This window comes from Tabrizicola sp. (genome assembly GCF_030373185.1).
In the GTDB taxonomy this organism is placed as follows: domain Bacteria; phylum Pseudomonadota; class Alphaproteobacteria; order Rhodobacterales; family Rhodobacteraceae; genus Tabrizicola.
Window position 1 is genome coordinate 555,141 of sequence record NZ_JAUCZH010000001.1, and the last position, 22,598, is coordinate 577,738.

The following is a 22,598-nucleotide window of genomic DNA, read 5'->3' on the forward strand; positions in this document are numbered from 1 at the left end:
GGTTGCGCAGCATTTCCATCTTCGGGGCGACGGGGTCTGTCGGTGAACAGACGTTTGATCTGATCCAGCGTGCCGGGGGCGCGGATGCCTATCGGGTGGTTGCCCTGACAGGAGGGCAGAACATCACGCGGCTGGCCGACATGGCGCGTGAATTGCGGGCCGAAGTGGCGGTTTGTGCTGACGCTTCCAGTCTGGCGGAATTGCGCGACAGGCTGGCGGGGTCCGGGGTCGAGACCGCGGCCGGGCCGGAAGCGATTGCCGAAGCGGCAGATCGCCCGGCCGACTGGGTGATGAGCGCGATTGTCGGGGCGGCCGGCCTTGTGCCGGGGTTCCGGGCGCTCAGGCATGGCGCGACGCTGGCGCTGGCCAACAAGGAAAGCCTCGTGACCGCGGGGCCGCTTCTGCTGGCCGAGGCGGCGGCTCATGGTGCCACGATCCTGCCGGTCGACAGCGAACATTCGGCAATCTTTCAGGCGCTGACAGGGGAAGACATCGGCGCGGTGGAACGGATCATCCTGACCGCATCGGGGGGCGCGCTGCGCGACTGGCCGCTGGAAGCTCTGGCCAAGGCCACCGTCAAAGAGGCGCTGGCGCATCCGAACTGGGCGATGGGGCAGCGGATCACCATCGATTCGGCCTCGATGTTCAACAAGGCGCTCGAGGTGATCGAGACGCGGGAGTTTTTCGGCGTCACCCCGGATCAGGTCGAGGTGATCATCCACCCTGAATCCCTGATCCACTCGATGGTCGGTTTTCATGACGGGGCGATCATGGCGCACATGGGCGCGCCCGACATGCGCCATTCGATCGGATACGCGCTGAACTGGCCCGCGCGCGACGCGCTGCCGGTGGCGCGGCTGGATCTGGCGCAGGTGGCGACGCTGACCTTCCGCGCGCCGGAAATGGCCCGCTACCCCGCGCTGCGGCTTGCGCGCGAGGTGATGGCGCGGCGTGGGCTTGCGGGGGCCGCCTTCAACGCGGCCAAGGAAATTGCGCTCGATCATTTTCTGGCAGGTGGCATCGGCTTCATGGACATGGCGGGCGTGGTCGAAGACACGCTGGAGGCGCTTGAGCCGGAAATGGGCCGATCAAATCTGCCGGAGGCCCTTGAGGATGTGGTGGCAATGGACCATCTGGCAAGGATAAGGGCGGGCGAGATCGCAAGCCAAAAGGCAAGGAGCCGCTAAGGCATGGACTTCATCGCAGCCATCGGCGGCACGGCCTGGACGGTGTTCTTTTTCATCGTGGCCCTGTCGATCATCGTCTTCGTCCATGAATACGGCCACTATATTGTCGGGCGCTGGTCCGGCATCCATTCCGAGGTGTTCTCGGTTGGCTTCGGCCCGGTGCTGTGGAGCCGCCTCGACAAGCGCGGCACCCGCTGGCAGGTCGCTGCTGTTCCCTTCGGTGGCTATGTCAGGTTCATGGGCGATGCCGATGCGACCTCGGTCCGGCACGCGGATGTGTCGGGGCTGTCAGCTCGTGAACGCCGCCATACCATGGCTGGCGCCCCGCTGTGGGCGCGGTCGGCTACGGTTGTTGCCGGTCCGGTGGCCAACTTCATCCTGACCTTTCTGCTCCTCATGGGGATCATCCTGGCGCTTGGCATCCCTCGGGACGAGGTGACGGTCGGCAAGGCTCTGGCTCTGCCCGGGGTCGAAACCTCGCTTGTGGCGGGCGATGTGGTTCTGGCCCTGAACGGCAGCGCCACGCCTGATCGGGAAACCTTTGCGACGGTTGCGCGCGACCTGCCCGTGGATGAGCCGGTGGTCTGGACGCTGCGCCGTGGCGACACGACAGTCGACGTCGCCGGTCCGCACCCGCTTCCGGCGCTTGTGGCGGGCGTGTCGATCCGGTCTGCGGCCATGGATGCAGGACTGAAAGGCGGCGACGTGATCATCCGCGCGGGCGGGCAGGATGTCAGCGCCTTCGCGCAATTGCCCGATATCGTGAAGGCGACGGAAGGTGCGCCGATCGACCTGACGGTCTGGCGCGACGGCGCTACTTTCGACGTGACGCTGACTCCCAGGGTCCGCGCCCTGCCGAAAGAGGACGGCACCTTCGAGGAACGCTATCTGATCGGTCTTGAAAGCGGTGCAGCTTTCGAACCGGCCACCCGACAGCCCGGTCTGTTGGAGGCGGTGCAGCTTTCCGGGGCGCAGATGTGGACGATCACCACCACCACGTTCCGCAGCCTTGGAAAGATGATCGTGGGCCAGCTCAGCACCTGCAACCTGTCGGGCGCGATCGGCATGGCGGAAACCATGGGCGATGCTGCGCGCAAAGGGGCCATCGATTTCATCAGCATGATGGCCATCCTGTCCTTGGGTGTCGGGATCCTGAACCTGTTCCCGATCCCGGTGCTTGATGGTGGTCATCTGGTGTTTCACGCCTACGAGGCGGTGATGCGCCGCCCACCGTCGGACCGAGCCTTGCGCGTTCTGATGTCAATCGGCCTGACACTGGTGCTGGGCCTGATGGCCTTCGCGCTGAGCCGGGATCTGATCTGCGTCTGAGCCTGAAACGGCGGCGATGCCTTTTTCGCAGTCATGGGCCGCATACCACAACATGTGGGAAAGTTATCCACAGGGACCGCATGCTTTTGACAAAGCATGGCTTTCCCGCTAGTCAAACTCAAACGGCATGGAACGACGGGGACGCATGATGCAAGGGACCTTCCGCAGGATCAGGGGACGGTCGTCCAAGGCCGGGGCGCGCGCGCGCCTGTTGGCAACGGCGGTTTTTATCGGCGCCGCAACGGCTTCTGCGCCGTTCCTTACGCCGGCCTACGCGCAGGTCTTCAGCTTTTCGAACGTCGTGATCGAGGGAAATGATCGCGTCGATCAGGCGACGATTCTAAGCTACGCCGGAATCGGCCGCGGGGCAGAGGTTTCTGCGGCCGCGCTGAACGACGCTTATCAGCGCATTGTAAACTCTGGCCTGTTCGAAACGGTTGAACTTGTGCCGCAAGGTTCGACGCTTTTGATCCGGGTCAGGGAATACCCGATCGTCAACGTGATCAACTTCGAAGGCAACAAACGGCTGAAGGATGAGCAGCTGGCCGAACTGGTGCAATCGCAATCCCGCCGCGTCTATTCGCCCAGCGTTGCCGAATCGGATGCTGCTGCCATTGCCGAGGCCTATCGCGTCTCTGGCCGCATTGCCGCAAGTGTCACGCCAAAGATCATCCGCCGGTCGGACAACCGTATCGATCTGGTGTTCGAAGTCACCGAAGGCCGTGTGGTCGAGGTGGAGCGTCTGTCCTTTATCGGCAACCGCGCATTTTCGGACCGCCGTCTGCGGCAGGTTCTGGAAACCAAGCAGGCAGGGTTCCTGCGTACCTTCATTCAGCGTGACACCTTCGTTGCCGAACGTCTGGAACTGGACAAGAAGGTTCTGACCGACTTCTACCTGTCGCGCGGCTACATCGACTTTCAGGTGCTGGATGCCAGCGCCGAGGTCAGCCGTGAGCGTGACGCCACTTTCGTGTCCTTCACCATCCGTGAAGGCTTGGCCTACACCATTGGCGAAGTGACCGTCGTCTCGGAAATCGAAGGGGTGGACGCGGCCGAGTTTGCGGCGGTCCGCAAGATCCGGTCCGGGCAGACCTATTCGCCGCTTCTGATCGACAACAACATCACCCGGATGGAAACCCTTGCCCTCAAGAAGGGCTTGAATTTCGTTCGGGTCGAGCCTCGGATCACCCGCAACGATCGCGGGCAGGCCGTCGATATCGAATTTGCGATTGTCCGGGGCGAACGGGTGTTCGTCGAACGGATCGACATCGAAGGCAACCAGACCACGCTGGATCAGGTGGTCCGCCGTCAATTCCGCACGGTGGAGGGCGATCCCTTCAACCCGCGTGAAATCCGGCAATCGGCGGAACGCATCCGCGCGCTTGGCTTCTTTTCGGACGCGCAGGTCGAGGCGCAGCCGGGATCCGGCCCTGATCAGGTGGTGGTGAATGTCGATGTCGAGGAGCAGCCGACAGGTTCGCTCAACTTCGGTCTGACCTATTCCGTCGCCAGCGGCACCGGTGTAAACATCGGCTTTTCCGAGACAAACTTCCTTGGGCGCGGCCAGCGCCTGTCGCTCAGCCTCAGTTCTGGCACCGACACCCAGAATTCGAGCTTCAGCTTCACGGAACCCGCACTTCTGGGCCGTGATCTGAGCTTCAGCCTTGGCGCCTATTACCGGACATCGGAAAGCGCCAATTCGGTTTATGACACCCGCAACATCGGCCTTACCACAGGGATCGGGTTCCCCTTGGGTGAACAGTCCAACATCGACCTGCGTCTGCGTCTGTCCGATGACAAGATCTACAACTACACGGGCGATTCCCCGATCATTCAGGGCGAAGTGGATCTTGGCGCGCTGCGCACGGTCTCTGTCGGCTACAGCTACGAATATGACACGCGCATCACCGGTCTGAACCCCAAGGGCGGGATCCTGCTGCGCTTTGGTCAGGATTTCGCAGGCATCGGTGGTGACACGAAATACATCCAGACCACGGCACTCGCCTTGGCAGAAACGCGCGTCTTCAACGAAGAAGTCGCGGTTCGGGCGATATTCGAGGGTGGCGCGTTGACCTCGCTTGGCGACAATACCAGCCGGGTGACCGAACGGTTCTTTGGCAACGGCAAGATCCGCGGATTTGAGCCAAACGGGATCGGCCCGCGTGACCTTGATGCAACCAACCAGGATGCGCTTGGCGGCAACCTGTTTGCTGTGGCGCGGTTCGAGGCGGATTTCCCGCTGGGCCTGCCAGAAGAATATGGCATCACCGGCGGCGCTTTCCTTGACGTGGGATCAGTCTGGAGCCTGGACAACACCAGCGGCTTCGGCGGCAGCGAGGTTGACGACGGCTTCAATCCGCGTGCGTCGGTCGGGTTGTCGGTGTTCTGGACCACGCCCATCGGTCCCCTGCGCTTCAACTTCAGCCGTGCGCTGGTGAAGGAAGACTACGACAAGGAACAAAGCTTCGATCTGACCATCTCGACCCGGTTCTGATCATGCGTGCCGGGGTTTGCCGGGCGCAGGTCTTGCGCTGGCTGGGTCCGTTCGCTTTGGGTCTGACCCTTGCCAGCGCGGCACCGGCACAAGAGCCAGGTCCGGCCCCCGACCCTTTGGGGACGCCCGCAGTCTTGACCTTGGATCAGGACCGCCTGTTCGCAGAGTCGGCCTTTGGCAGGGCGAGTCTGGATCGGGAACGTCTGGCAACGCGCGCTCTTGAGGAAGAAAACGCCCGGATCGAGGCCGAACTGATCGCCGAAGAGCAAGACCTGACAACCCGGCGCGCGCTCTTGCCAGCTGAAGAGTTTGCAGCGCTGGCTGCGGCATTTGACGAAAAGGTCGAGCGTATCCGTGACGAGCAAGACGCCAAGGCGCGTAATCTTTCCCGCGGCCGCGATGATGACCGACAGGCATTCCTTCGGGCCGTGGTGCCGGTGCTGGGTGACCTGCTCAGTGAAAAGAAGGCGGTTGCGATCCTCGACAAATCCATGGTGATCCTCTCGTTGATTGCCATCGACATCACTGATGAAGCGATCACCCGCGTCGATTCCGTGCTTTCCGAAGGCACCCTTGTGCCGGATCAGCCTTAGGACGGAGACAGCTTTGCCTTGAAGGTCTCACGGCAGGCCCTGGTCGGACCATCTGGCCAACTTGTCACCCGCTGGATGAGTTGCTAGCAACAGGACAAGAGAACTGGCCGACGTTCGACCGGCAGGAAGGGACAAGACAATGGACGCAACCGCCGTCACCACCGCCGTCACCACCGCCGATCTGGATCTGATCCAGCGGATCATTCCACACCGTTATCCGTTCCTTCTGATCGACAAGGTGCGTGACATCGTGCTCAACGAAAGCTGTGTCGGGATCAAATGCGTCACTTTGAACGAGCCGCAGTTTCAGGGCCATTTCCCCGGCATGCCGATCTTTCCGGGCGTGATGATCATCGAGGCGATGGCGCAGACCTCGGGAATCCTCGTCGGGCTGTCGATGGATCTGGTCGACAAGAACGCCAAGGTCTTTTTCATGGGCGTTGACGGAGTGAAGTTCCGCCGCAAGGTCGTGCCGGGCGATGTGATGGAGTTGCATGTCCGGGCGGTCCGGGGCGGGGGCCGGGTGTGGAAGTTCGAAGGCAAGGCCATGGTTGATGGCGAACTGGCCTGCGAGGCGACTTTCATGGCGATGTTCGACGTTCCCAAGGCATGACAATTCATCCGACAGCCCGTATCCATGCCTCGGCCGTGGTCGAACCCGGTGCCGTGATCGGGGAAGGCTGCGAGGTTGGACCGTTCTGCCTGATCGGCGCTGAAGTCACGCTGCACGCCCGCGTGACGGTGAAATCCCATGCTGTGCTCACTGGCTGGACGGAAGTTGGTGAAGACAGCGTGATCTTTCCTTTCGCCACTGTCGGCGAGGTGCCGCAGGATCTGAAATATGTCGGCGAACATACCCGGCTGATCATCGGCAAACGCGTCCGGATCCGCGAAGGCGCAACGCTGAACCCAGGAACCGAGGGCGGTGGCGGTGTCACGCGGGTGGGTGATGATGTGCTGATCATGACCGGGGCGCATGTCGGTCATGACGCACAGATCGGGGACCGGGTGATTCTGGTCAACCATGTCGCCATTGCCGGGCATTGCGTGCTGGGCGATGACGTTATCGTGGGCGGACTTTCCGGCGTGCATCAATGGGTGCGGATCGGACAGGGGGCCATCATTGGCGCGGTTACCATGGTCACGAATGACGTGATCCCCTACGGCCTTGTGCAGGCCCCGCGTGGAGAGTTGGACGGCCTGAATCTGGTCGGCCTGAAGCGCCGGGGCGTAGATCGGGCCGAGATCACCGCGCTGCGCGCCGCCTATCAGACATTGGCGCAGGAAGAGGGCAGTTTTCTGGACCGCGCCCGCAAGCTGGCCGAAGAAAGTGACAGCCCGCTGGTGCGCGAGATTGCCGATTTCATCTTGTCCAAATCCGACCGCAGTTTCCTGACCCCAAAGGGCGGCCGATGACCATGGGCGCGTCGGTTGCGCTGATTGCCGGCCGCGGTCGGCTGCCTGCGGCCTTGGTTGCGCAGATGAAGGCCAGACCGCTGGTGGCGGTGCTGGAAGGGTTTATGCCCGAAGGTTTGACGGCCGATCTGACCTTTCGGGTGGAGCGCCTGATGCCGTTCCTGCGCGATTTGAAGGCGAAGGGCGTCAAGACCGTGGTGTTTGCGGGCGCGGTCAACCGGCCCCGGCTGGACCCGTCGCTTCTGGACCCGGAAACGGCGGCGATGCTGCCGCGCCTCATGCAGGCGATGGCGGCGGGGGATGATGCCACCTTGCGTGCCGTGATCGACATCTTTGACGAAGCGGGCTTTGGCGTGGCGGGGGTCGGGGATCTGGCACCGCAACTGTTGCCGGGACCGGGGGTGCTTGCCGGAGCGGTCACTCCGCGTGACGAGGCCGATGCCGACCGCGCCGCAACCATCGTTGCCGCCTTGGGCGCGGTGGATGTGGGGCAGGGCGCGGTGGTGACGCAAGGCACCTGCCTTGCGGTCGAGGCGCTTCCGGGAACCGATGCTATGCTTGCCGGGGTCGCGGCGCTGCCCTTGGGCCTGCGGCCTGACCCTGCACGCGGGCGGGGGCTGTTTTACAAGGCCTCGAAGCCCGGACAGGATCGCCGGATCGACCTGCCGACCCTTGGCCCCGATACCCTGCGCGCCGTTGCCGCTGCTGGTCTGGGGGGCGTGGCGTTTGAGTCGGGTGGGGTGATCTGCCTTGATCTGCCGGAAATGCTGCGCTTGGCCCGGGAGTTGGGCCTGTTTCTCTGGGCAAGGCCGTGAAATTGTTCCTGATCGCGGGCGAGCCTTCGGGCGACCGTCTTGGCGCGGCCTTGATGGCCGGGCTGAAGCAACTGGCACCTGACGTGACGTTCGCAGGCATCGGTGGGCCGATGATGCAGGCGGAAGGACTGGAAAGCCTGTTTCCGATGGAAGAGCTGTCGGTGATGGGCATTGCCGAGGTGTTACCCAAGTACTTCCACCTCAAACGCCGGATCGCAGAGGCGGCGAGGGCGGCGCTGGAGTCGGGTGCTGTGGCGCTGGTCACCATCGACAGCCCGGATTTTTGCCTGCGCGTCGCCGGGATCGTCAAGGCGGCAAAGCCCGCGTTTCGCACGATCCACTATGTTGCACCCTCGGTCTGGGCGTGGCGGCCGGGGCGGGCGGCAAGGATGGCGCGGGTGATTGATCATGTGCTGGCGCTTTTGCCGTTCGAGCCGCCCTACATGACCGCCGCCGGCATGACATGTGATTTCGTGGGCCATCCGGTGGTGGCCGAACCTCTCGCCTCAGCGGATGAGGTGGCCAGCTTGCGCGGTGTGGGCGAGGGGCCGATCCTCTTGGCGCTGCCTGGCTCGCGGCGGGGTGAGGTTTCGCGGCTGGCCCCGGTCTTCGGGCAGGTGGTGGGGCGGCTCAGCGCCATTCATCCCGGGTTGCGGGTCTTGCTGCCGACGGTGCGCGGGGTCGCGGGTCTGGTGCGTGATTTGACGGCGGGCTGGCCGGTGGTGCCAGAGATCATCGAAGACGCCGGCGCCAAGCGCGCGGCCTTTGGTGCCGCCGATGTAGCACTTGCCGCCTCTGGCACGGTGTCCTTGGAACTGTCGGCGCACGGCTGCCCGATGGTCATTGCCTATGACATGCACCCGCTGACGCTGTGGCTGATGCGGCGGGCTGCGTTGATCGACACGGTGACACTGGTGAACCTTGTCAGTGAAACCCGGGTGGTGCCGGAATTCATCGGCCCTGAGTGCCGCCCCGAAACCATCACCCCGGCGCTGGAAGCGCTGCTGCGCGACCCGACCCCGCAGCGGGCTGCCATGGCGCTGACGATGTCGCGTCTGGGTCAGGGCGGTGAGGCGCCGGGTCTGCGCGCAGCCCGGTCGGTCTTGTCGGTGTTGCCGCAGGCGCTTGCGCCAAGGTAGCGGCCTGGTCCTGCCTCAGCCCTTCCAGACCCAGCCGCCGCCAAACACCCGGCTGCCGTCGGGCGCATAGAGTACGCAAGCCTGCCCGGCACTGACCCCGTCTTCGGGGGCAATCAATTCGACCTCGGCCGTGGTTGGCCCGGTCGGGCGGATAATCGCGTCACGCGGGGGGCGGGTGGAACGGACCTTGACCTTCAGGTGCCACTCCCCCTGCGAGGTGAAGGGCGTATCGCCCAGCCAGTTGATTTCCTTGACCGGAACGATCCGCGTCGACAGCGCCTCTTTCGGGCCGACGATCACCTGCCGGGTCTCGGGATCCAGCCGCAGCACATACAGCGGGTCTTCCAGCCCGCCAATGCCCAAACCCTTGCGCTGGCCCACCGTGTAATGGATCACCCCGCGATGTTCGCCCAGAACCCGGCCTGACAGATCGACGATCTGGCCGGGGTCCGCCGCACCCGGGCGCAGCTTTTCGATCACGGCAGCATAATTTCCGTTCGGGACAAAACAGATGTCCTGACTGTCGGGCTTGTCGGCCACCGGCAGCCCGTATTTCGCCGCAAGCGCCCGGGTTTCAGCCTTTGACGGCAGATGACCCAAGGGAAAGCGCAGGTAATCAAGCTGTTCCGGCGTGGTTGAAAACAGGAAATAGCTCTGGTCGCGCGCTGCATCGGCGGCCTGATGCAATTCGGCACCGCCCGGTCCGGTCTTGCGCTGGATATAATGGCCGGTGGCCATGCAATCGGCCTCCAGATCCTTGGCGGTGGCCAGAAGATCCTTGAACTTCACCCGTTCATTGCAGCGGATGCAGGGAACCGGAGTCGCACCGGCCAGATAGGCATCGGCGAAATCCTCCATCACCGCTTCGCGGAAGGTGTTTTCGTAATCAAGGACGTAATGGGGAAATCCCATGGTTTCGGCCACCCGGCGCGCGTCGTGAATGTCACGCCCCGCACAGCACGCACCCTTCTTGGCCAAGGCTGCGCCATGGTCATACAGCTGCAAGGTGACGCCGACCACGTCATAGCCTTCTTCGGCCAGCTGTGCCGCCACCACGCTGGAATCCACGCCCCCCGACATTGCCACGACGACCCGCGTCTGGGAGGGGGGTTTGGGAAGGCCAAGGGAATTGAGCGGCAGGTCGCGCGGCATGTGACTGTCCGATGATCAGGGATAGTTGCGAATATAGGAAAATGCTGTGTACTCTCAATCCCCAGTTTCAGATTTGATTAAGCCCGATCCCGCATTGTGATGTGAAATGGATGAGGGAAGGCTGATGTTCCTGAAACGTGTCGATGGACCAAGGCAGGTCACCCTGCCGGATGGCAGTATTCTGACGCGCGCTGACCTGCCTGCGGCAGATACACGGCGCTGGGTGGCCAGTCGCAAGGCAGTGGTGGTCAAGGCCGTGATGTACGGCCTGATTCCGCAAGGTGAGGCGCTGGAACGCTACGCCTTGTCCGAGGAAGAGTTTGCGTTGTGGCGCTCGGCGGTGGAACGCCACGGCGATGCGGGTTTGAAAGTCACAACGATCCAGAAATATCGACAACTTTAAATTGTTTCCTGCTCGCGCTCTGGCAAAGTAACCGACGGTTAACCATTGCCTCGCAAAGTCATTAACGATGGTGGCAACGGAGCGGAGAAACCGGCGAATGCGCATCCTGCTTGTGGAAGATGACCCGACAACCTCGCGCAGCATCGAATTGATGCTGACGCATGCAAACCTGAATGTCTATTGCACGGACATGGGCGAGGATGGCGTCGATCTGGCGAAACTGTACGACTATGATCTTATCCTTCTGGACCTGAATCTGCCGGATATGAGCGGGCATGATGTCCTGCGCCAGATCAGGCAGGCCCGGGTTGAAACGCCCATCCTGATCCTTTCCGGTTCCGATGATACCGAAAACAAGCTGAAAGGCTTCGGCTTCGGGGCGGATGATTATCTTACAAAGCCCTTTCACCGCGAAGAACTGGTGGCGCGCATTCACGCGATCATCCGCCGGTCCAAGGGCCACAGCCAATCCATCATCAAGACTGGGCGCATCGCGGTCAACCTTGACGCCAAGACGGTCGAGGTGGAGGGCAAGACGGTGCATCTGACCGGAAAGGAGTATCAGATGCTGGAACTGCTCTCGCTCCGCAAGGGAACGACGCTGACCAAGGAAATGTTCCTCAACCACCTTTACGGTGGCATGGATGAACCGGAACTCAAGATCATCGACGTCTTCATCTGCAAGCTTCGCAAGAAACTTGCCGAGGCGACGGGCGGGGCCAACTACATCGAAACCGTCTGGGGGCGCGGCTATGTGCTGCGCGATCCGGTTGGTGTGACCACCGCGAAAATTGCCGCAAGCGCCTGACTTGTCCTGACCCTGCCTCGGCCCTAAGGATTGGACAGGGCGAAGGGGGTTGCGATGAGCGAGGTGGCGATGCGTCCGGTCAGTGGGATGTCGGAACCTGAAGCCGTGGCCGAGTGGGCGGAACTGGTTCAAAAGGTGCTGGATGCCAATGTCGCCTATCACCGCGACGATGCACCGCTGATTTCGGACGCGGACTATGACCGGATGAAGGGGCGGCTTGCCGAGCTTGAAGCCGCCTTTCCGGGCATTGCGCGGGCAATGACCAGCAAAAGCCCCACCGCCATGGTCGGTGCGGCCCCGGCAGAGGGGTTCGGCAAGGTTACGCACCGGGTGCGGATGCTGTCGCTTGAGAATGCCTTTTCCGATGAAGAGGTGACAGAGTTTGACGAACGGGTCCGCAAGTTTCTGGGGATAAACGGCGCAATCGCCTATACGGCCGAACCGAAGATCGACGGTCTTTCGCTGTCCTTGCGCTATGAGGCCGGGAAACTGGTGCAGGCCGCCACGCGCGGCGATGGCGAAGTGGGGGAGAATGTCACTGAAAACGCAAGAACCATTGCCGACATCCCGCAGCACCTGACCAATGCGCCGGATGTGCTTGAGGTGCGGGGCGAGGTTTACATGTCGCACGCCGATTTCGCTGCGTTGAACGCGCGGCAGGCGGCTGCGGGTGACAAGGCTTTCGCCAACCCTCGCAACGCGGCGGCGGGATCGCTCCGCCAGCTTGATGCGGGTATCACCGCAGGCCGTCCGCTGCGGTTTTTCGCCTACGCCTGGGGAGAGGTGTCACAGCCCTTGGCGGTGACACAAACTGCTGCAATCGCGCGGCTGAACAGCTTGGGGTTTCAAACAAATCCGCTGACAGTGCTGTGTGACGGCCCTGAAGCGATGCTGAAGCAGTACCGACTGATCGAGTCGCAACGGGCGACGCTGGGCTATGACATTGATGGGGTCGTCTACAAAGTCGATGATCTGGCCTTGCAGGCGCGTCTTGGGTTCCGGTCCTCTACCCCTCGCTGGGCGATTGCACACAAGTTCCCCGCCGAACTCGCGTGGACGGAACTGCTGGGCATCGACATCCAGGTCGGCCGTACCGGGGCGCTGTCGCCCGTGGCGCGGCTGAAGCCGGTGACGGTTGGAGGAGTGGTGGTGTCGAATGCGACTCTGCACAACGAGGATTACATTGCCGGGCGTGATTCCCGGGGAAACCCGATCCGCGACAGCAAGGATATCCGCGTCGGTGACTGGGTGCAGGTCTACCGTGCTGGAGATGTGATCCCGAAAGTGGCGGATGTGGACCTTTCCCGTCGCAAGGAAGGCTCGCAGCCCTATGTTTTCCCACAGGTTTGCCCCGAATGTGGCAGCCCCGCCCACCGTGAGGAAGGCGATTCCGTTCGGCGCTGCACCGGGGGGCTGATCTGCCCGGCGCAAGCGGTGGAACGGTTGAAACACTTCGTTAGCCGGGGGGCATTTGACATCGAAGGGCTGGGGGCCAAGCAGGTAGAGATGTTTTTCCGCGACGCCAGCTTGCCGGTCAAGACCCCCGCCGAAATCTTCACCCTTGCTGAAAGAGACGCCGCCAACCCATTGCAAAAGCTTAAAAATCGCGATGGCTTTGGCGAGGTTTCGGCGGCAAAGCTGTTCGCCGCGATTGAAGCGAAACGGGTTATCCCGCTGGACCGGCTGATATTCTCGCTTGGCATTCGCCATGTGGGCGAGGTCGCGGCGGGCTTGCTTGCCCGGCATTATGGCACTTGGGCTGGATTTGAGGCTGCAATCACCCATGCCAGCCCCGGCAGCCCGGAATGGGCGGAACTGACGGCGATTGACGGGGTGGGTGCCGTGATGGCGCAAAGTCTGGCCGATGCCTTCCAGAATCCTGCCGAACGGGCGGCGATGGATGCGCTTGTGGCACAGCTTGACGTGCAGCCTGTCGCGGCGCGGGGCGCGGTGGATAGCCCGGTTGCCGGCAAGACCGTGGTTTTCACCGGCACACTGGAAAAGATGACCCGGGCCGAGGCGAAGGCGCGTGCCGAAGCCCTTGGCGCAAAGGTCGCGGGCAGCGTCAGCGCCAAGACCGATCTCTTGATCGCGGGTCCGGGGGCCGGATCGAAAGCCAAGGACGCGGCGCGCCTTGGCGTTGAGACCATCGACGAGGACACCTGGCTGCGGCTGATCGGCGGATGAGCCGTCCGGAGGCCCTGTTTCCGCTGTTCGCGGAGTTGGAGACCTTGCCCGGTGTCGGGCCAAAGGCCGCGCAAGCCTTTGAAACCCTTGGTGTGACCCGGCCCAAGGACTTGCTTTACACGCTGCCCCATTCCGGGATGGACCGCACCCGCCGTGCCTCGGTCCGCGATGTTGCCCCGCCCACCACCCTGACGGTCGAGGTTGAGGTCGGCGCTCATTTCCCGCCGCGCCGCAAGGGCGGGCCTTACCGGGTGGTGGTGCGCGATGACCGGCTGGAGTTCATGGTGGTCTTCTTCCACGCCCGGGCGGATTATTTGCAGAAGCTGCTGCCAACCGGGCAACGACGCCTGATCTCGGGCAAGGTCGAACTGTTCGATGGCGTGGCGCAGATGGTTCACCCTGATCATGTGCTGCGCCCCGAGGAGGCGGCGGAATTACCGGCCTATGGACCGGTTTATCCCTTGGCGGCGGGCCTGACGCAGAAGGTGGTGGCCAAGGCCGTGGCTGGGGCCATGACCCGGGTGCCGCCCCTTGCCGAATGGATCGACCCTGCCTTGAAGGCGCGGGAAGGCTGGCCGGATTGGGCTGCGGCCTTGGCGGAGGTTCATGCGCCCGAAACGGCGGCAGCGCTTGCCCAGACCCATCCGGCGCGGGTTCGGCTGGCCTATGATGAGCTTTTTGCCCATCAGGTGACGCTGGCCTTGGCCCGTGCCTCGATCCGCCGGGGCAAGGGGGTGGTCACGGTCGGGGACGGGGCGTTGCGCGCGAAGGTGCTGGCAAGCCTGCCCTATGCGCCGACCGGGGCGCAGACCCGCGCGATTGGCGAAATCGCCGCAGACATGGCGCAACCCTTGCGGATGAACCGGCTTTTGCAGGGCGATGTCGGGTCGGGCAAGACCTTGGTGGCGTTTCAGGCGCTTTTGGTCGCGGTGGAGGCGGGCGGGCAGGGCGTTATGATGGCGCCGACCGAAATCCTTGCCCGCCAGCATTATGAGGGGTTGGAACCCCTTGCGCGGGCGGCCGGGGTGTCGCTGGTCCTGCTGACGGGGCGCGACAAGGGCGCGGATCGGGCGGCAAAGCTGGCCGCGCTGGCCGATGGCCGGGCGCAGGTTTTGGTCGGCACCCATGCCGTGTTTCAAAAAGACGTGCATTTCCATGATCTTCGCCTTGCAGTCGTAGACGAACAGCACCGTTTCGGCGTCGCACAGCGGATGGAACTGGGTGCCAAGGGCGAAGCGGTGGACGTACTGGTGATGACAGCCACGCCGATCCCGCGCAGTCTGGCCTTGGCCACACATGGCGACATGGATGTGTCGGTGCTGGATGAAAAACCCGCCGGGCGAAAGCCGATCCGCACCGCAATGGTATCGGACGAACGGCTCGATGAAGTGGTTGAGCATCTGCGCAAGGCCGTGGTCGAGGGTCGGCAGGCTTATTGGGTCTGCCCCTTGGTCGAAGACTCCGAGGTGGTGGATTATGCCAGCGCCGAAGCCCGGTTTCGCACCCTGCGCGCGGCTTTGGGTGACAGGGTGGGCCTTGTGCATGGCCAGATGCCCCCGGCCGACAAGGACGCGGCGATGGGCCGCTTTGTGGCTGGTGAAACCTCGGTTCTGGTGGCGACCACGGTGATCGAGGTTGGCGTCAACGTCCCCAATGCCACGATCATGCTGATCGAGCGGGCCGAAACCTTTGGTCTTGCCCAGTTGCACCAGTTGCGGGGCCGGGTCGGGCGCGGGGATGCCGCATCGACCTGCCTGCTGTTGTATCAGGCGCCACTGAACGAATCCGGCGCACGGCGGCTGACCACAATCCGCGACACCGAGGACGGGTTTCGCATTGCCGAGGAAGACCTTGCGATGCGCGGCGCGGGCGATCTGATCGGCACCGCGCAATCTGGTCTGCCCCGGTTCCGGGTGGCCGATCTGGAACGGCAGGGCGCGCTGCTGGCGCTGGCCCAGTCTGATGCGCGCAAGCTTTTGCACGACGATCCGGCCCTGACAACGACGCGCGGGCAAGCGGTGCGGGCGCTCCTTTGGCTTCTGGATCAGGACCGAGCGATCCTGCTGATTGGCGTGGGGTAGGCCGAGAGTTCTGCTTTGTTCTCACATGTTCTTAAAAAGTTCTTTACAGCCCGCCTCCTGTATGAGAACAATATAGCAACAAGCATGGAGAACACGATGAGGAACGCCGTGAAGACCCTACTGACCAACCCGCCCCGCGCTGCCGTGGAAGATACGGTTGGTCTAGTCGCACTGTTTGTCCTGCTGTTTGCCGTGCTGTCATTGCCCGGCCTTGCCTGAGTTTTCTGCCCCGCGCTCTGTCCCCCAAGGGTGACCGGCCTTCCCCCATGGCTTGCCATGGTTCGCCGGACCGCCGTTTTCCAGATGCGCTACTGCCGCCGCCGTCCGTTGACGCGCGGCGGTTTTTTTTGCCCAGTCCACTTGGTCAGGCGGCAGTCTGGGCCTGGACGATTGCCTCGCAAACCGCTTCCAGTGCCAGAAGGATCGAAGCGTGGCGGTTCTTGAACGCGCGCGCGGGAAGCAGAACCTCATAGCCTGCGAACGGGGCGGTGGGGATGGGGCCAGCTTCGTTCAGCATGGCGCGCAGTTGGTCGCGCGCGGCTTCCAGTTCCGGCAGACTGCGGCCAATGACCGCCGCGCCCAGGACCGCCGCCGCCGCTTGGCCCAAGGCGCAGGCCTTCACATCCTGCGCAAATTCCGCGACCCGGCCATCCCTGACGACCACATCTGCGCCAACGGTGGACCCGCAAAGCGGTGACCGCCGCCGCGCGCTGCCTTGCGGGTTGGCCAGCCGCCCGTGATGCGGAATATCGGCCGCAAGCGCGAGGATGCGGGCTGAATAGAGCTTGAGAAGGTCGCTGTCGCTCATGGAATGTCCCTGCTTCGTGCTGTATGTAGTCCCCCGCGCCGCGCCTGCCAAGGAGAGACCGGATGAGCTTTGACCCCGCCAGCCTGAGGTTCGACGACAAGGGCCTGATCCCTTGCGTGGCGCAAGACCATGCCTCGGGTGAGGTGCTGATGGTGGCGTGGATGAACCAAGCGGCGGTGGCGCGGACGATCGAGACCGGCAAGGTTACCTACTGGTCACGGTCGCGGGCTGCGTTCTGGGTGAAGGGGGAAACCTCGGGCCATCATCAGCGGCTGGTGGAGCTGCGCATTGATTGTGACCGCGATTGCCTGTTGGTGCTGGTGGACCAGGACGGTCCAGCCTGCCATACCAACCGGCGGTCGTGCTTCTATACCGCGGTTCGTGAGGGCCAAGAGGTGGAACTGACCCGCCCGATGGTCTGACTGCCGGGGTCAAAGCCCGACCATGCGGCGAATATCGGCTGGACTGGCCCCTTCGGCCCGGTATTTGCCGATTGCGCGGGCATCGTCGCGCTTGGCCAGGCGCTTGCCCTGATGATCGCGGATCAGGCGGTGGTGGTGATAGACGGGCGTCGGCAAGCCAAAGAGATGCTGCAAGATCACCTGAATCGCTGTGAAGTCGAACAGGTCTTCGCCCCGGATCACATGGCTGATCCCCTGATCGGCATCGTCAAAGGCCGAGGCGAGGAAATAGGCCACGATATCCTCACCCTTGCGCGACAGGACCACATCGCCAATGCGGGCCGTGGCCTCGGCAGGATTGACGGTATGCTGGCCGTGATGGGTTGGGCCGGTCTCGGTGAAGTTGAGATCGGCGTCGCGCAAGGCATGGAGTGCCGCCGCCAGATCCAGGCGCAGCGCGTCGCCGGGCAGGCGGCTTGCCATCGGGCGACCGCGGCAGGTGCCGGGGTAGACGCTGAATTGCACACCCTCTTGCGGGGCGGCAAGGGCTGCGCGGATGTCCGATCTTGTGCAGGAGCAAGGGTAGATGAAACCTTTGTTCGCAATAGCTTCCAGCCGGATGTTATAGTCGGCGATGTGCTGCGACTGATGGTGGACGGGGCTGTCCCAGACCAGCCCGAGCCATGTCAGGTCGTCCACGATCTGTGTCTCAAACACGGGCTTGCAGCGGTCAAGGTCGGTGTCTTCCATCCGCAGCAGGAAGCGGCCCCCGGCTTTGCGGGCCATGTCATGCGCCAGAATGGCGGAATAGGCGTGGCCCAGATGCAAAGGGCCGGTCGGAGAGGGCGCGAAACGGGTTACAAAAGCCATTCGGCAAAGGCCAGTTTGGCGCGGTCGGTGTAAGCCTTGTAGCGCACCGCGCGGCCCCGCCGACCACCCTTCGCGTCAATCGGGGGAAAGAGCCCGAAGTTGACGTTCATCGGCTGGAAGGTCTTGGCCTCGGCCCCGCCTGTGATATGGGTCACAAGCGCGCCCATCGCGGTTTCCGGGGGCGGCGGCGGCAGGGTTGCGCCCTTGATTTCGGCGGCGGCCATGCGACCGGCCAAAAGACCCATGGCGGCGCTTTCCACATAGCCCTCGACGCCAGTGATCTGGCCCGCAAAGCGGATGTGAGGATATGTCTTGAGGCGCATCTGGTGATCCAGAAGCGTGGGTGAGTTGATGAAGGTGTTGCGATGGATGCCGCCAAGCCGTGCAAAGCTGGCATCCTGCAATCCGGGAATCATCCTGAAAACAGATGTTTGCGCGCCATACTTCATTTTTGTCTGGAAGCCGACGATGTTGTAAAGCGTACCCAGCTTGTTGTCGCGGCGCAACTGGACCACGGCATAGGGTTTCTGGTCGGGCTTGTGGGCGTTGGTCAGGCCCACCGGCTTCATCGGGCCATGGCGAAGCGTTTCGCGGCCACGTTCGGCCATGACTTCGATCGGCAGGCAGCCGTCAAAATAGCCCGCCGTCTCGCCTTCATGGAACTCTGTCTTGTCGGCCGCCAGAAGCGCGTCGATGAAAGCTTCATATTCATCCTTCGTCATCGGGCAGTTGATATAGGCCTTCTGCTCGTCTTCCGTCTCGCCCTTGTCATAGCGCGACTGCATCCAGGCCTGCTCCATGTCGATGCTGTCGGCATAGACGATCGGGGCGATGGCGTCGAAGAAGGCCAGTGCCTCGGCCCCGGTGGCCGCGCGGATAGACTGGGCCAGCGCCGGGCTGGTCAGGGGGCCGGTGGCAATGATCCAGTGACCAGATGAGGGAAGTTCGGTAACTTCCTCATATGACGTGGAAATCAAGGGATGCGCCTTCAGGCGCGCGGTCACGGCGGCGGCGAAGGGATCGCGGTCCACGGCAAGGGCGCCGCCAGCGGGCAGGCGGTGCTTTTCGGCTGTCTCCATGACAATTCCGCCAGCGCTGCGCATTTCCCAATGCAGAAGGCCCACGGCGTTTTGTTCATGATCATCCGAACGAAACGAGTTCGAACAGACCATTTCCGCGAAATCGCCGGTGCGGTGCGCGAAGGTGGCGACCTTGGGGCGCATTTCGTGGATGACCACGGGTATGCCCGCATTTGCGGCGGCCCAGGCGGCCTCGGCTCCGGCCATGCCGCCGCCAATGATGTGAAGTGTTTCCATAGGGCCGGATGTAGCCTTGTGGGTCTGGCGTTGCAAGACAGGGCGCTGCCCCTCTTGGCCGCAAGGGCGGCCAATTCACCCCGGGATATTTTGGGAAGGGAAAGCCGCAGATGAGGTTGGGGAGGCTTTCAGGGCGGCGCGCTCTGTCTGAACGAATGCGGTAGGATCGTCGATGCGGTGGCCAAGTGCGGCAGCCTTGTCGAAGAACCCCCGGGCGGGAAGCCCCTCACCAAGCCGGGCAGCGCAAACTGCGGCACGGTACGGACGTTTTTCGGCTGCGTCCTCTTCCATCAGCATTTCGAGTGCTGTGGTAAGTTCCGCCATGCGCAGGCCAAGATCACGCGCAAGGGCGCCGTAAGTGACGGTTTCGCCCGCAGCCGCAAGGGCTGCGAGCCTTTCTTCAAGCCTCGTCATCGCCCTGTTCGGCGACGCGGGCCACGGAAACGACCTCTTCATCCGCCGCGACGTTGAAGACCTTCACCCCCCCGGCAGACCGGGACCGGAAGCTGATCTGATCAACCGGAACGCGGATCGACTGGCCAGTGGAGGTGGCAAGCATGATCTGGTCGGCAAGGGTGACCGGGAAGGACGCGACAATGCGCCCGCCCCTTGGACCCGGTGAGATGGCCTTGACGCCCATGCCGCCACGACCCCGGACCGGGTAGTCATGTGAAGACGACAGCTTGCCCGAACCGCCTTTCGTGACGGTAAGGATCAGGTCTTCGGCGGCTGACATCTCGCTGTAGCGTTCTGGGCTAAGCTGCCCTGCAGCAACGGTTTCTTCCTCATCGTCGGCCTCTTCCTCGGTCACGCCAGCCATCAGGCGGCGTTGCTTGAGATAGGCGGCGCGTTCGGCGGGATCCGCTTCGAAATGGCGGATGATCGACATCGACACCACCCGGTCTCCGTCTGAAAGCCGGATGCCCCGGACCCCGGTGGAGCCGCGCGATTTGAAGACGCGAATTTCGGTCGTGGAAAAACGGATGGCGCGGCCAGCTTCGGTGACGAGCATGATGTCGTCATTCTCATCGGCGATGGCCGCATTCACCAGACTGACCCCTTCGGGCAGCTTCATCGCGATTTTGCCATTGCGCATGACGTTGGTGAAGTCTGAAAGGTCATTCTGGCGCACGTCGCCATCCGAGGTGGCGAAGACGATCTGGAGCGTCGCCCACTCTTCTTCCGGCACGTCGACCGGCATCAGGGCTGCAATGGACACGCCTTGGGCAATGGGCAGGATGTTGACCATCGCCTTGCCCTTGGCGGTGCGGCCCGCAAGCGGCAGCCGCCAGGTCTTCAGTTTGTAGACCATGCCATCGGTTGTGAAGAACAGTAGCCAAGTATGTGTATTCGCGACGAAAAGTGTAGTGACAACATCATCTTCCTTGGTCTGCATCGAAGACAGACCCTTGCCGCCCCGGTTCTGTGCGCGGAATTCGGCCAGGGGAGTGCGCTTGATGTAGCCGCCCGAGGTGATGGTCACGACCATATCCTCGCGCTCGATCAGGTCTTCGTCTTCCATATCGCCGGACCAGTCGAGAATTTCGGTCCGGCGGGGAACGGCGAAGAGCTGCTTCATCTCGGTCAGCTCGTCCGAGATGATGGCCATGATCCGGTCGCGCGAACCAAGAATATCAAGGTAATCCTTGATCTTGGCGGCCAGTTCTTCAAGTTCGTCCGTCACTTCCTTGACGCCAAGCGCGGTCAGGCGCTGAAGCCGCAGATCGAGGATCGCCCGCGCCTGGATTTCCGACAGGTTGTAGGTGCCGTCTTCGTTGATCGTATGCGACGGATCGTCGATCAGCTTGATATAGGCGGCGATGTCATGGGCCGGCCAGCGTCGGGTCATCAGCTTTTCACGCGCCTCGGCGGCATCGGCGCTGGCGCGGATGGTGCGGACGATTTCGTCCACATTCGACACAGCGACGGCAAGGCCGCACAGAACATGGCTCCGCTCACGCGCCTTGCGCAGTTCATAGGCGGTGCGGCGCGCGACAACTTCTTCACGGAACGTAATGAAATGGCTCAGGAAATCGCGCAGCGTCAACTGTTCCGGACGCCCGCCGTTCAAGGCCAGCATGTTGCAGCCGAAGCTGACCTGCATGGCGGAAAAGCGGAACAGCTGGTTCAGAACCACATCTGGCGTCGCATCACGTTTGAGTTCGATCACCACTCGGACGCCGATCCGGTCGGATTCGTCTGCGATATTGGCGATGCCTTCCACCCGTTTGTCACGCACCAGTTCCGCGATCTTTTCGATCATCGTCGCCTTGTTGACCTGATAGGGAACCTCGTCGATGACGATGGCGAAGCGGTCCTTGCGAACCTCTTCGATATGGGTCTTGGAGCGGATGATGACCGACCCGCGCCCTTCCAGATAGGCCTTGCGCGCACCGGAACGGCCAAGGATCAGGCCGCCCGTGGGAAAATCCGGGGCGGGGATGATGTCCATCAGCGCTTCCATGCTGATGTCGGGATTGGCGATCATCGCCAGCGTGCCGTCGATCACCTCGCCAAGGTTGTGCGGCGGGATGTTGGTGGCCATGCCGACGGCTATGCCGCCCGCGCCATTGACCAGCATGTTGGGGAAGCGGGCCGGCAGGACGGTGGGTTCCCGGTCCTTGCCGTCATAGTTGTCCTGAAAATCGACGGTTTCCTTGTCGATATCGGCCAGCAGGAAGGCGGCGGGCTTGTCCATCCGCACTTCGGTATACCGCATGGCGGCGGCGTTATCGCCGTCCATCGAACCGAAATTCCCTTGGCCATCAAGGAGTTTCAAGGACATGCTGAAAGGCTGCGCCATCCGGACCAGCGCGTCATAGATCGCACTGTCGCCGTGGGGGTGGTATTTCCCCATCGTGTCGCCGACAGGGCGGGCCGATTTGCGATAGGCCTTGTCATGGGTGTTGCCGGATTCGTGCATGGCAAACAGGATGCGGCGGTGGACGGGTTTGAGGCCGTCACGCAGGTCGGGAATGGCGCGGCTGACGATCACGCTCATCGCATAGTCGAGATAGGCGGTCTTCATCTCGGCCGCGATGTCGATCTGCGGGCCGTGATGAACGGCGCGTTCGGGCGTTTCTTCCGTCTTGTCAGTGTCTTCCGGGATATCTGCCACGATGTCTTGCGCCTTTTCTGCGGTCTTTCTGCGGTCTCAAGATTTAGGTGCGGAAAGGATACACCATTCAAGCTATGGGGTGCAATGGCGGGCGGTCACATGCTGGCAGCCATGCGGAGGGAGTGACAACATACTGTTTTAATTGAAATTTAATTCAGATGCGGCATCATTCATCTGTGGCAGGCAGGAAAGGCAAAAGGAATGTCTGGAAGCGAGACGGAGCGGATGCTGAAAGGCTATGGGCTGACGACGGCGGAACTTTACTATCGGATGCCGGATTATCGAAGTGTTATCAACAGCTTCATCTGGCAGAACTATGATCTGGCACCCGATTACCCGGAACTGTTCCGGTTCATCGAGTTCTGGCAGGGAAATATCGAAGGGCCGCTTCATTCGGTGCGGTTCACCCACCGCAAGCTGATTGCGCCCGGTGAATGGCGCAATGTGGTGGGGGAGTTTCACCTGCATTAGTCAGCGCCGC

At 62.7% G+C, this 22,598-nt stretch carries 21 protein-coding genes; 15 read left to right on the plus strand and 6 right to left on the minus strand.

What is annotated here, in order from left to right:
• Positions 1 to 2: 2 nt before the first annotated feature.
• The 8 genes from dxr to lpxB all read left to right on the plus strand — a co-directional run bounded on the left by dxr (position 3) and on the right by lpxB (position 8,973).
• Positions 3 to 1,187, plus strand: coding sequence for a 1-deoxy-D-xylulose-5-phosphate reductoisomerase (gene dxr / locus QUV21_RS02665; protein WP_300852995.1), 1,185 nt, complete (start codon positions 3 to 5; stop codon positions 1,185 to 1,187).
• Positions 1,188 to 1,190: 3 nt separating this feature from the next.
• Entirely contained in the window at positions 1,191 to 2,516 is a 1,326-nt protein-coding gene (gene rseP / locus QUV21_RS02670; RefSeq protein ID WP_300852996.1) for an RIP metalloprotease RseP, read from the plus strand.
• Positions 2,517 to 2,664: 148 nt separating this feature from the next.
• On the plus strand, positions 2,665 to 5,010 hold the full coding sequence (gene bamA / locus QUV21_RS02675; RefSeq protein ID WP_300852997.1) for an outer membrane protein assembly factor BamA: 2,346 nt from the start codon (positions 2,665 to 2,667) through the stop codon (positions 5,008 to 5,010).
• Between the two features lie 2 nt (positions 5,011 to 5,012).
• Positions 5,013 to 5,603 carry an OmpH family outer membrane protein gene (locus tag QUV21_RS02680; RefSeq protein ID WP_300852998.1) on the plus strand — a complete coding sequence of 197 codons (591 nt, stop codon included), beginning with the start codon at positions 5,013 to 5,015 and terminating at the stop codon, positions 5,601 to 5,603.
• Between the two features lie 139 nt (positions 5,604 to 5,742).
• Positions 5,743 to 6,216, plus strand: a complete 474-nt coding sequence (fabZ, locus tag QUV21_RS02685; protein WP_300852999.1) for a 3-hydroxyacyl-ACP dehydratase FabZ — start codon at positions 5,743 to 5,745, stop codon at positions 6,214 to 6,216.
• A complete protein-coding gene (gene lpxA / locus QUV21_RS02690) occupies positions 6,213 to 7,019 on the plus strand; it encodes an acyl-ACP--UDP-N-acetylglucosamine O-acyltransferase (RefSeq protein WP_300853000.1) in 807 nt (268 codons plus the stop codon). Before fabZ ends, lpxA begins: the two co-directional genes overlap by 4 nt.
• Positions 7,016 to 7,834 carry a UDP-2,3-diacylglucosamine diphosphatase LpxI gene (gene lpxI / locus QUV21_RS02695; protein WP_300853001.1) on the plus strand — a complete coding sequence of 273 codons (819 nt, stop codon included), beginning with the start codon at positions 7,016 to 7,018 and terminating at the stop codon, positions 7,832 to 7,834. The genes lpxA and lpxI overlap by 4 nt, the downstream gene beginning before the upstream one ends.
• A complete protein-coding gene (lpxB, locus tag QUV21_RS02700) occupies positions 7,831 to 8,973 on the plus strand; it encodes a lipid-A-disaccharide synthase (RefSeq protein ID WP_300853002.1) in 1,143 nt (380 codons plus the stop codon). The genes lpxI and lpxB overlap by 4 nt, the downstream gene beginning before the upstream one ends.
• Positions 8,974 to 8,988: 15 nt before the next feature.
• On the opposite strand, the gene mnmA is transcribed toward lpxB, so the two are convergent.
• Positions 8,989 to 10,125 (minus strand): tRNA 2-thiouridine(34) synthase MnmA, encoded by a 1,137-nt coding sequence (mnmA, locus tag QUV21_RS02705; protein WP_300853003.1) that lies wholly within the window; start codon positions 10,123 to 10,125, stop codon positions 8,989 to 8,991.
• 124 nt (positions 10,126 to 10,249) lie between these two features.
• Between mnmA and QUV21_RS02710 the strand changes: the two genes are divergently transcribed.
• From QUV21_RS02710 to QUV21_RS02730, 5 genes are all read left to right on the plus strand, one after another.
• Positions 10,250 to 10,528, plus strand: a complete 279-nt coding sequence (locus QUV21_RS02710) for a DUF1153 domain-containing protein (protein ID WP_300853004.1) — start codon at positions 10,250 to 10,252, stop codon at positions 10,526 to 10,528.
• 97 nt (positions 10,529 to 10,625) lie between these two features.
• Positions 10,626 to 11,336: a response regulator transcription factor CtrA gene (ctrA, locus tag QUV21_RS02715; RefSeq protein WP_300853005.1), complete on the plus strand. Its 711-nt coding sequence runs from the start codon at positions 10,626 to 10,628 to the stop codon at positions 11,334 to 11,336.
• Between the two features lie 54 nt (positions 11,337 to 11,390).
• Positions 11,391 to 13,523, plus strand: a complete 2,133-nt coding sequence (gene ligA / locus QUV21_RS02720; RefSeq protein WP_300853006.1) for an NAD-dependent DNA ligase LigA — start codon at positions 11,391 to 11,393, stop codon at positions 13,521 to 13,523.
• Positions 13,520 to 15,604, plus strand: coding sequence for an ATP-dependent DNA helicase RecG (gene recG / locus QUV21_RS02725; protein ID WP_300853007.1), 2,085 nt, complete (start codon positions 13,520 to 13,522; stop codon positions 15,602 to 15,604). The genes ligA and recG overlap by 4 nt, the downstream gene beginning before the upstream one ends.
• A 96-nt stretch (positions 15,605 to 15,700) precedes the next feature.
• Positions 15,701 to 15,823, plus strand: coding sequence for a hypothetical protein (locus tag QUV21_RS02730; RefSeq protein WP_300853008.1), 123 nt, complete (start codon positions 15,701 to 15,703; stop codon positions 15,821 to 15,823).
• A 145-nt stretch (positions 15,824 to 15,968) separates the two neighbouring features.
• On the opposite strand, the gene QUV21_RS02735 is transcribed toward QUV21_RS02730, so the two are convergent.
• Entirely contained in the window at positions 15,969 to 16,412 is a 444-nt protein-coding gene (locus QUV21_RS02735) for an iron-sulfur cluster assembly scaffold protein (protein WP_300853009.1), read from the minus strand.
• Between the two features lie 62 nt (positions 16,413 to 16,474).
• On the opposite strand from QUV21_RS02735, the gene hisI reads away from it, so the two are divergent.
• A complete protein-coding gene (gene hisI / locus QUV21_RS02740; RefSeq protein WP_300853010.1) occupies positions 16,475 to 16,834 on the plus strand; it encodes a phosphoribosyl-AMP cyclohydrolase in 360 nt (119 codons plus the stop codon).
• A gap of 9 nt (positions 16,835 to 16,843) precedes the next feature.
• Here the strand turns inward: hisI and gluQRS are convergent, their stop codons facing one another.
• From gluQRS to gyrA, 4 genes are all read right to left on the minus strand, one after another.
• A complete protein-coding gene (gluQRS, locus tag QUV21_RS02745; protein WP_300853011.1) occupies positions 16,844 to 17,683 on the minus strand; it encodes a tRNA glutamyl-Q(34) synthetase GluQRS in 840 nt (279 codons plus the stop codon).
• Entirely contained in the window at positions 17,671 to 18,999 is a 1,329-nt protein-coding gene (trmFO, locus tag QUV21_RS02750) for a methylenetetrahydrofolate--tRNA-(uracil(54)-C(5))-methyltransferase (FADH(2)-oxidizing) TrmFO (RefSeq protein WP_300853012.1), read from the minus strand. Before trmFO ends, gluQRS begins: the two co-directional genes overlap by 13 nt.
• A gap of 75 nt (positions 19,000 to 19,074) precedes the next feature.
• Positions 19,075 to 19,413, minus strand: a complete 339-nt coding sequence (locus QUV21_RS02755; protein ID WP_300853013.1) for a hypothetical protein — start codon at positions 19,411 to 19,413, stop codon at positions 19,075 to 19,077.
• Positions 19,400 to 22,108 (minus strand): DNA gyrase subunit A, encoded by a 2,709-nt coding sequence (gene gyrA, locus QUV21_RS02760; RefSeq protein ID WP_300853480.1) that lies wholly within the window; start codon positions 22,106 to 22,108, stop codon positions 19,400 to 19,402. The genes QUV21_RS02755 and gyrA overlap by 14 nt, the downstream gene beginning before the upstream one ends.
• Before the next feature lie 210 nt (positions 22,109 to 22,318).
• Here gyrA and QUV21_RS02765 point away from each other — a divergent pair, with 210 nt between their 5' ends.
• Positions 22,319 to 22,588, plus strand: coding sequence for an usg protein (locus QUV21_RS02765; protein WP_300853014.1), 270 nt, complete (start codon positions 22,319 to 22,321; stop codon positions 22,586 to 22,588).
• The last annotated feature ends 10 nt before the right edge of the window (positions 22,589 to 22,598 follow it).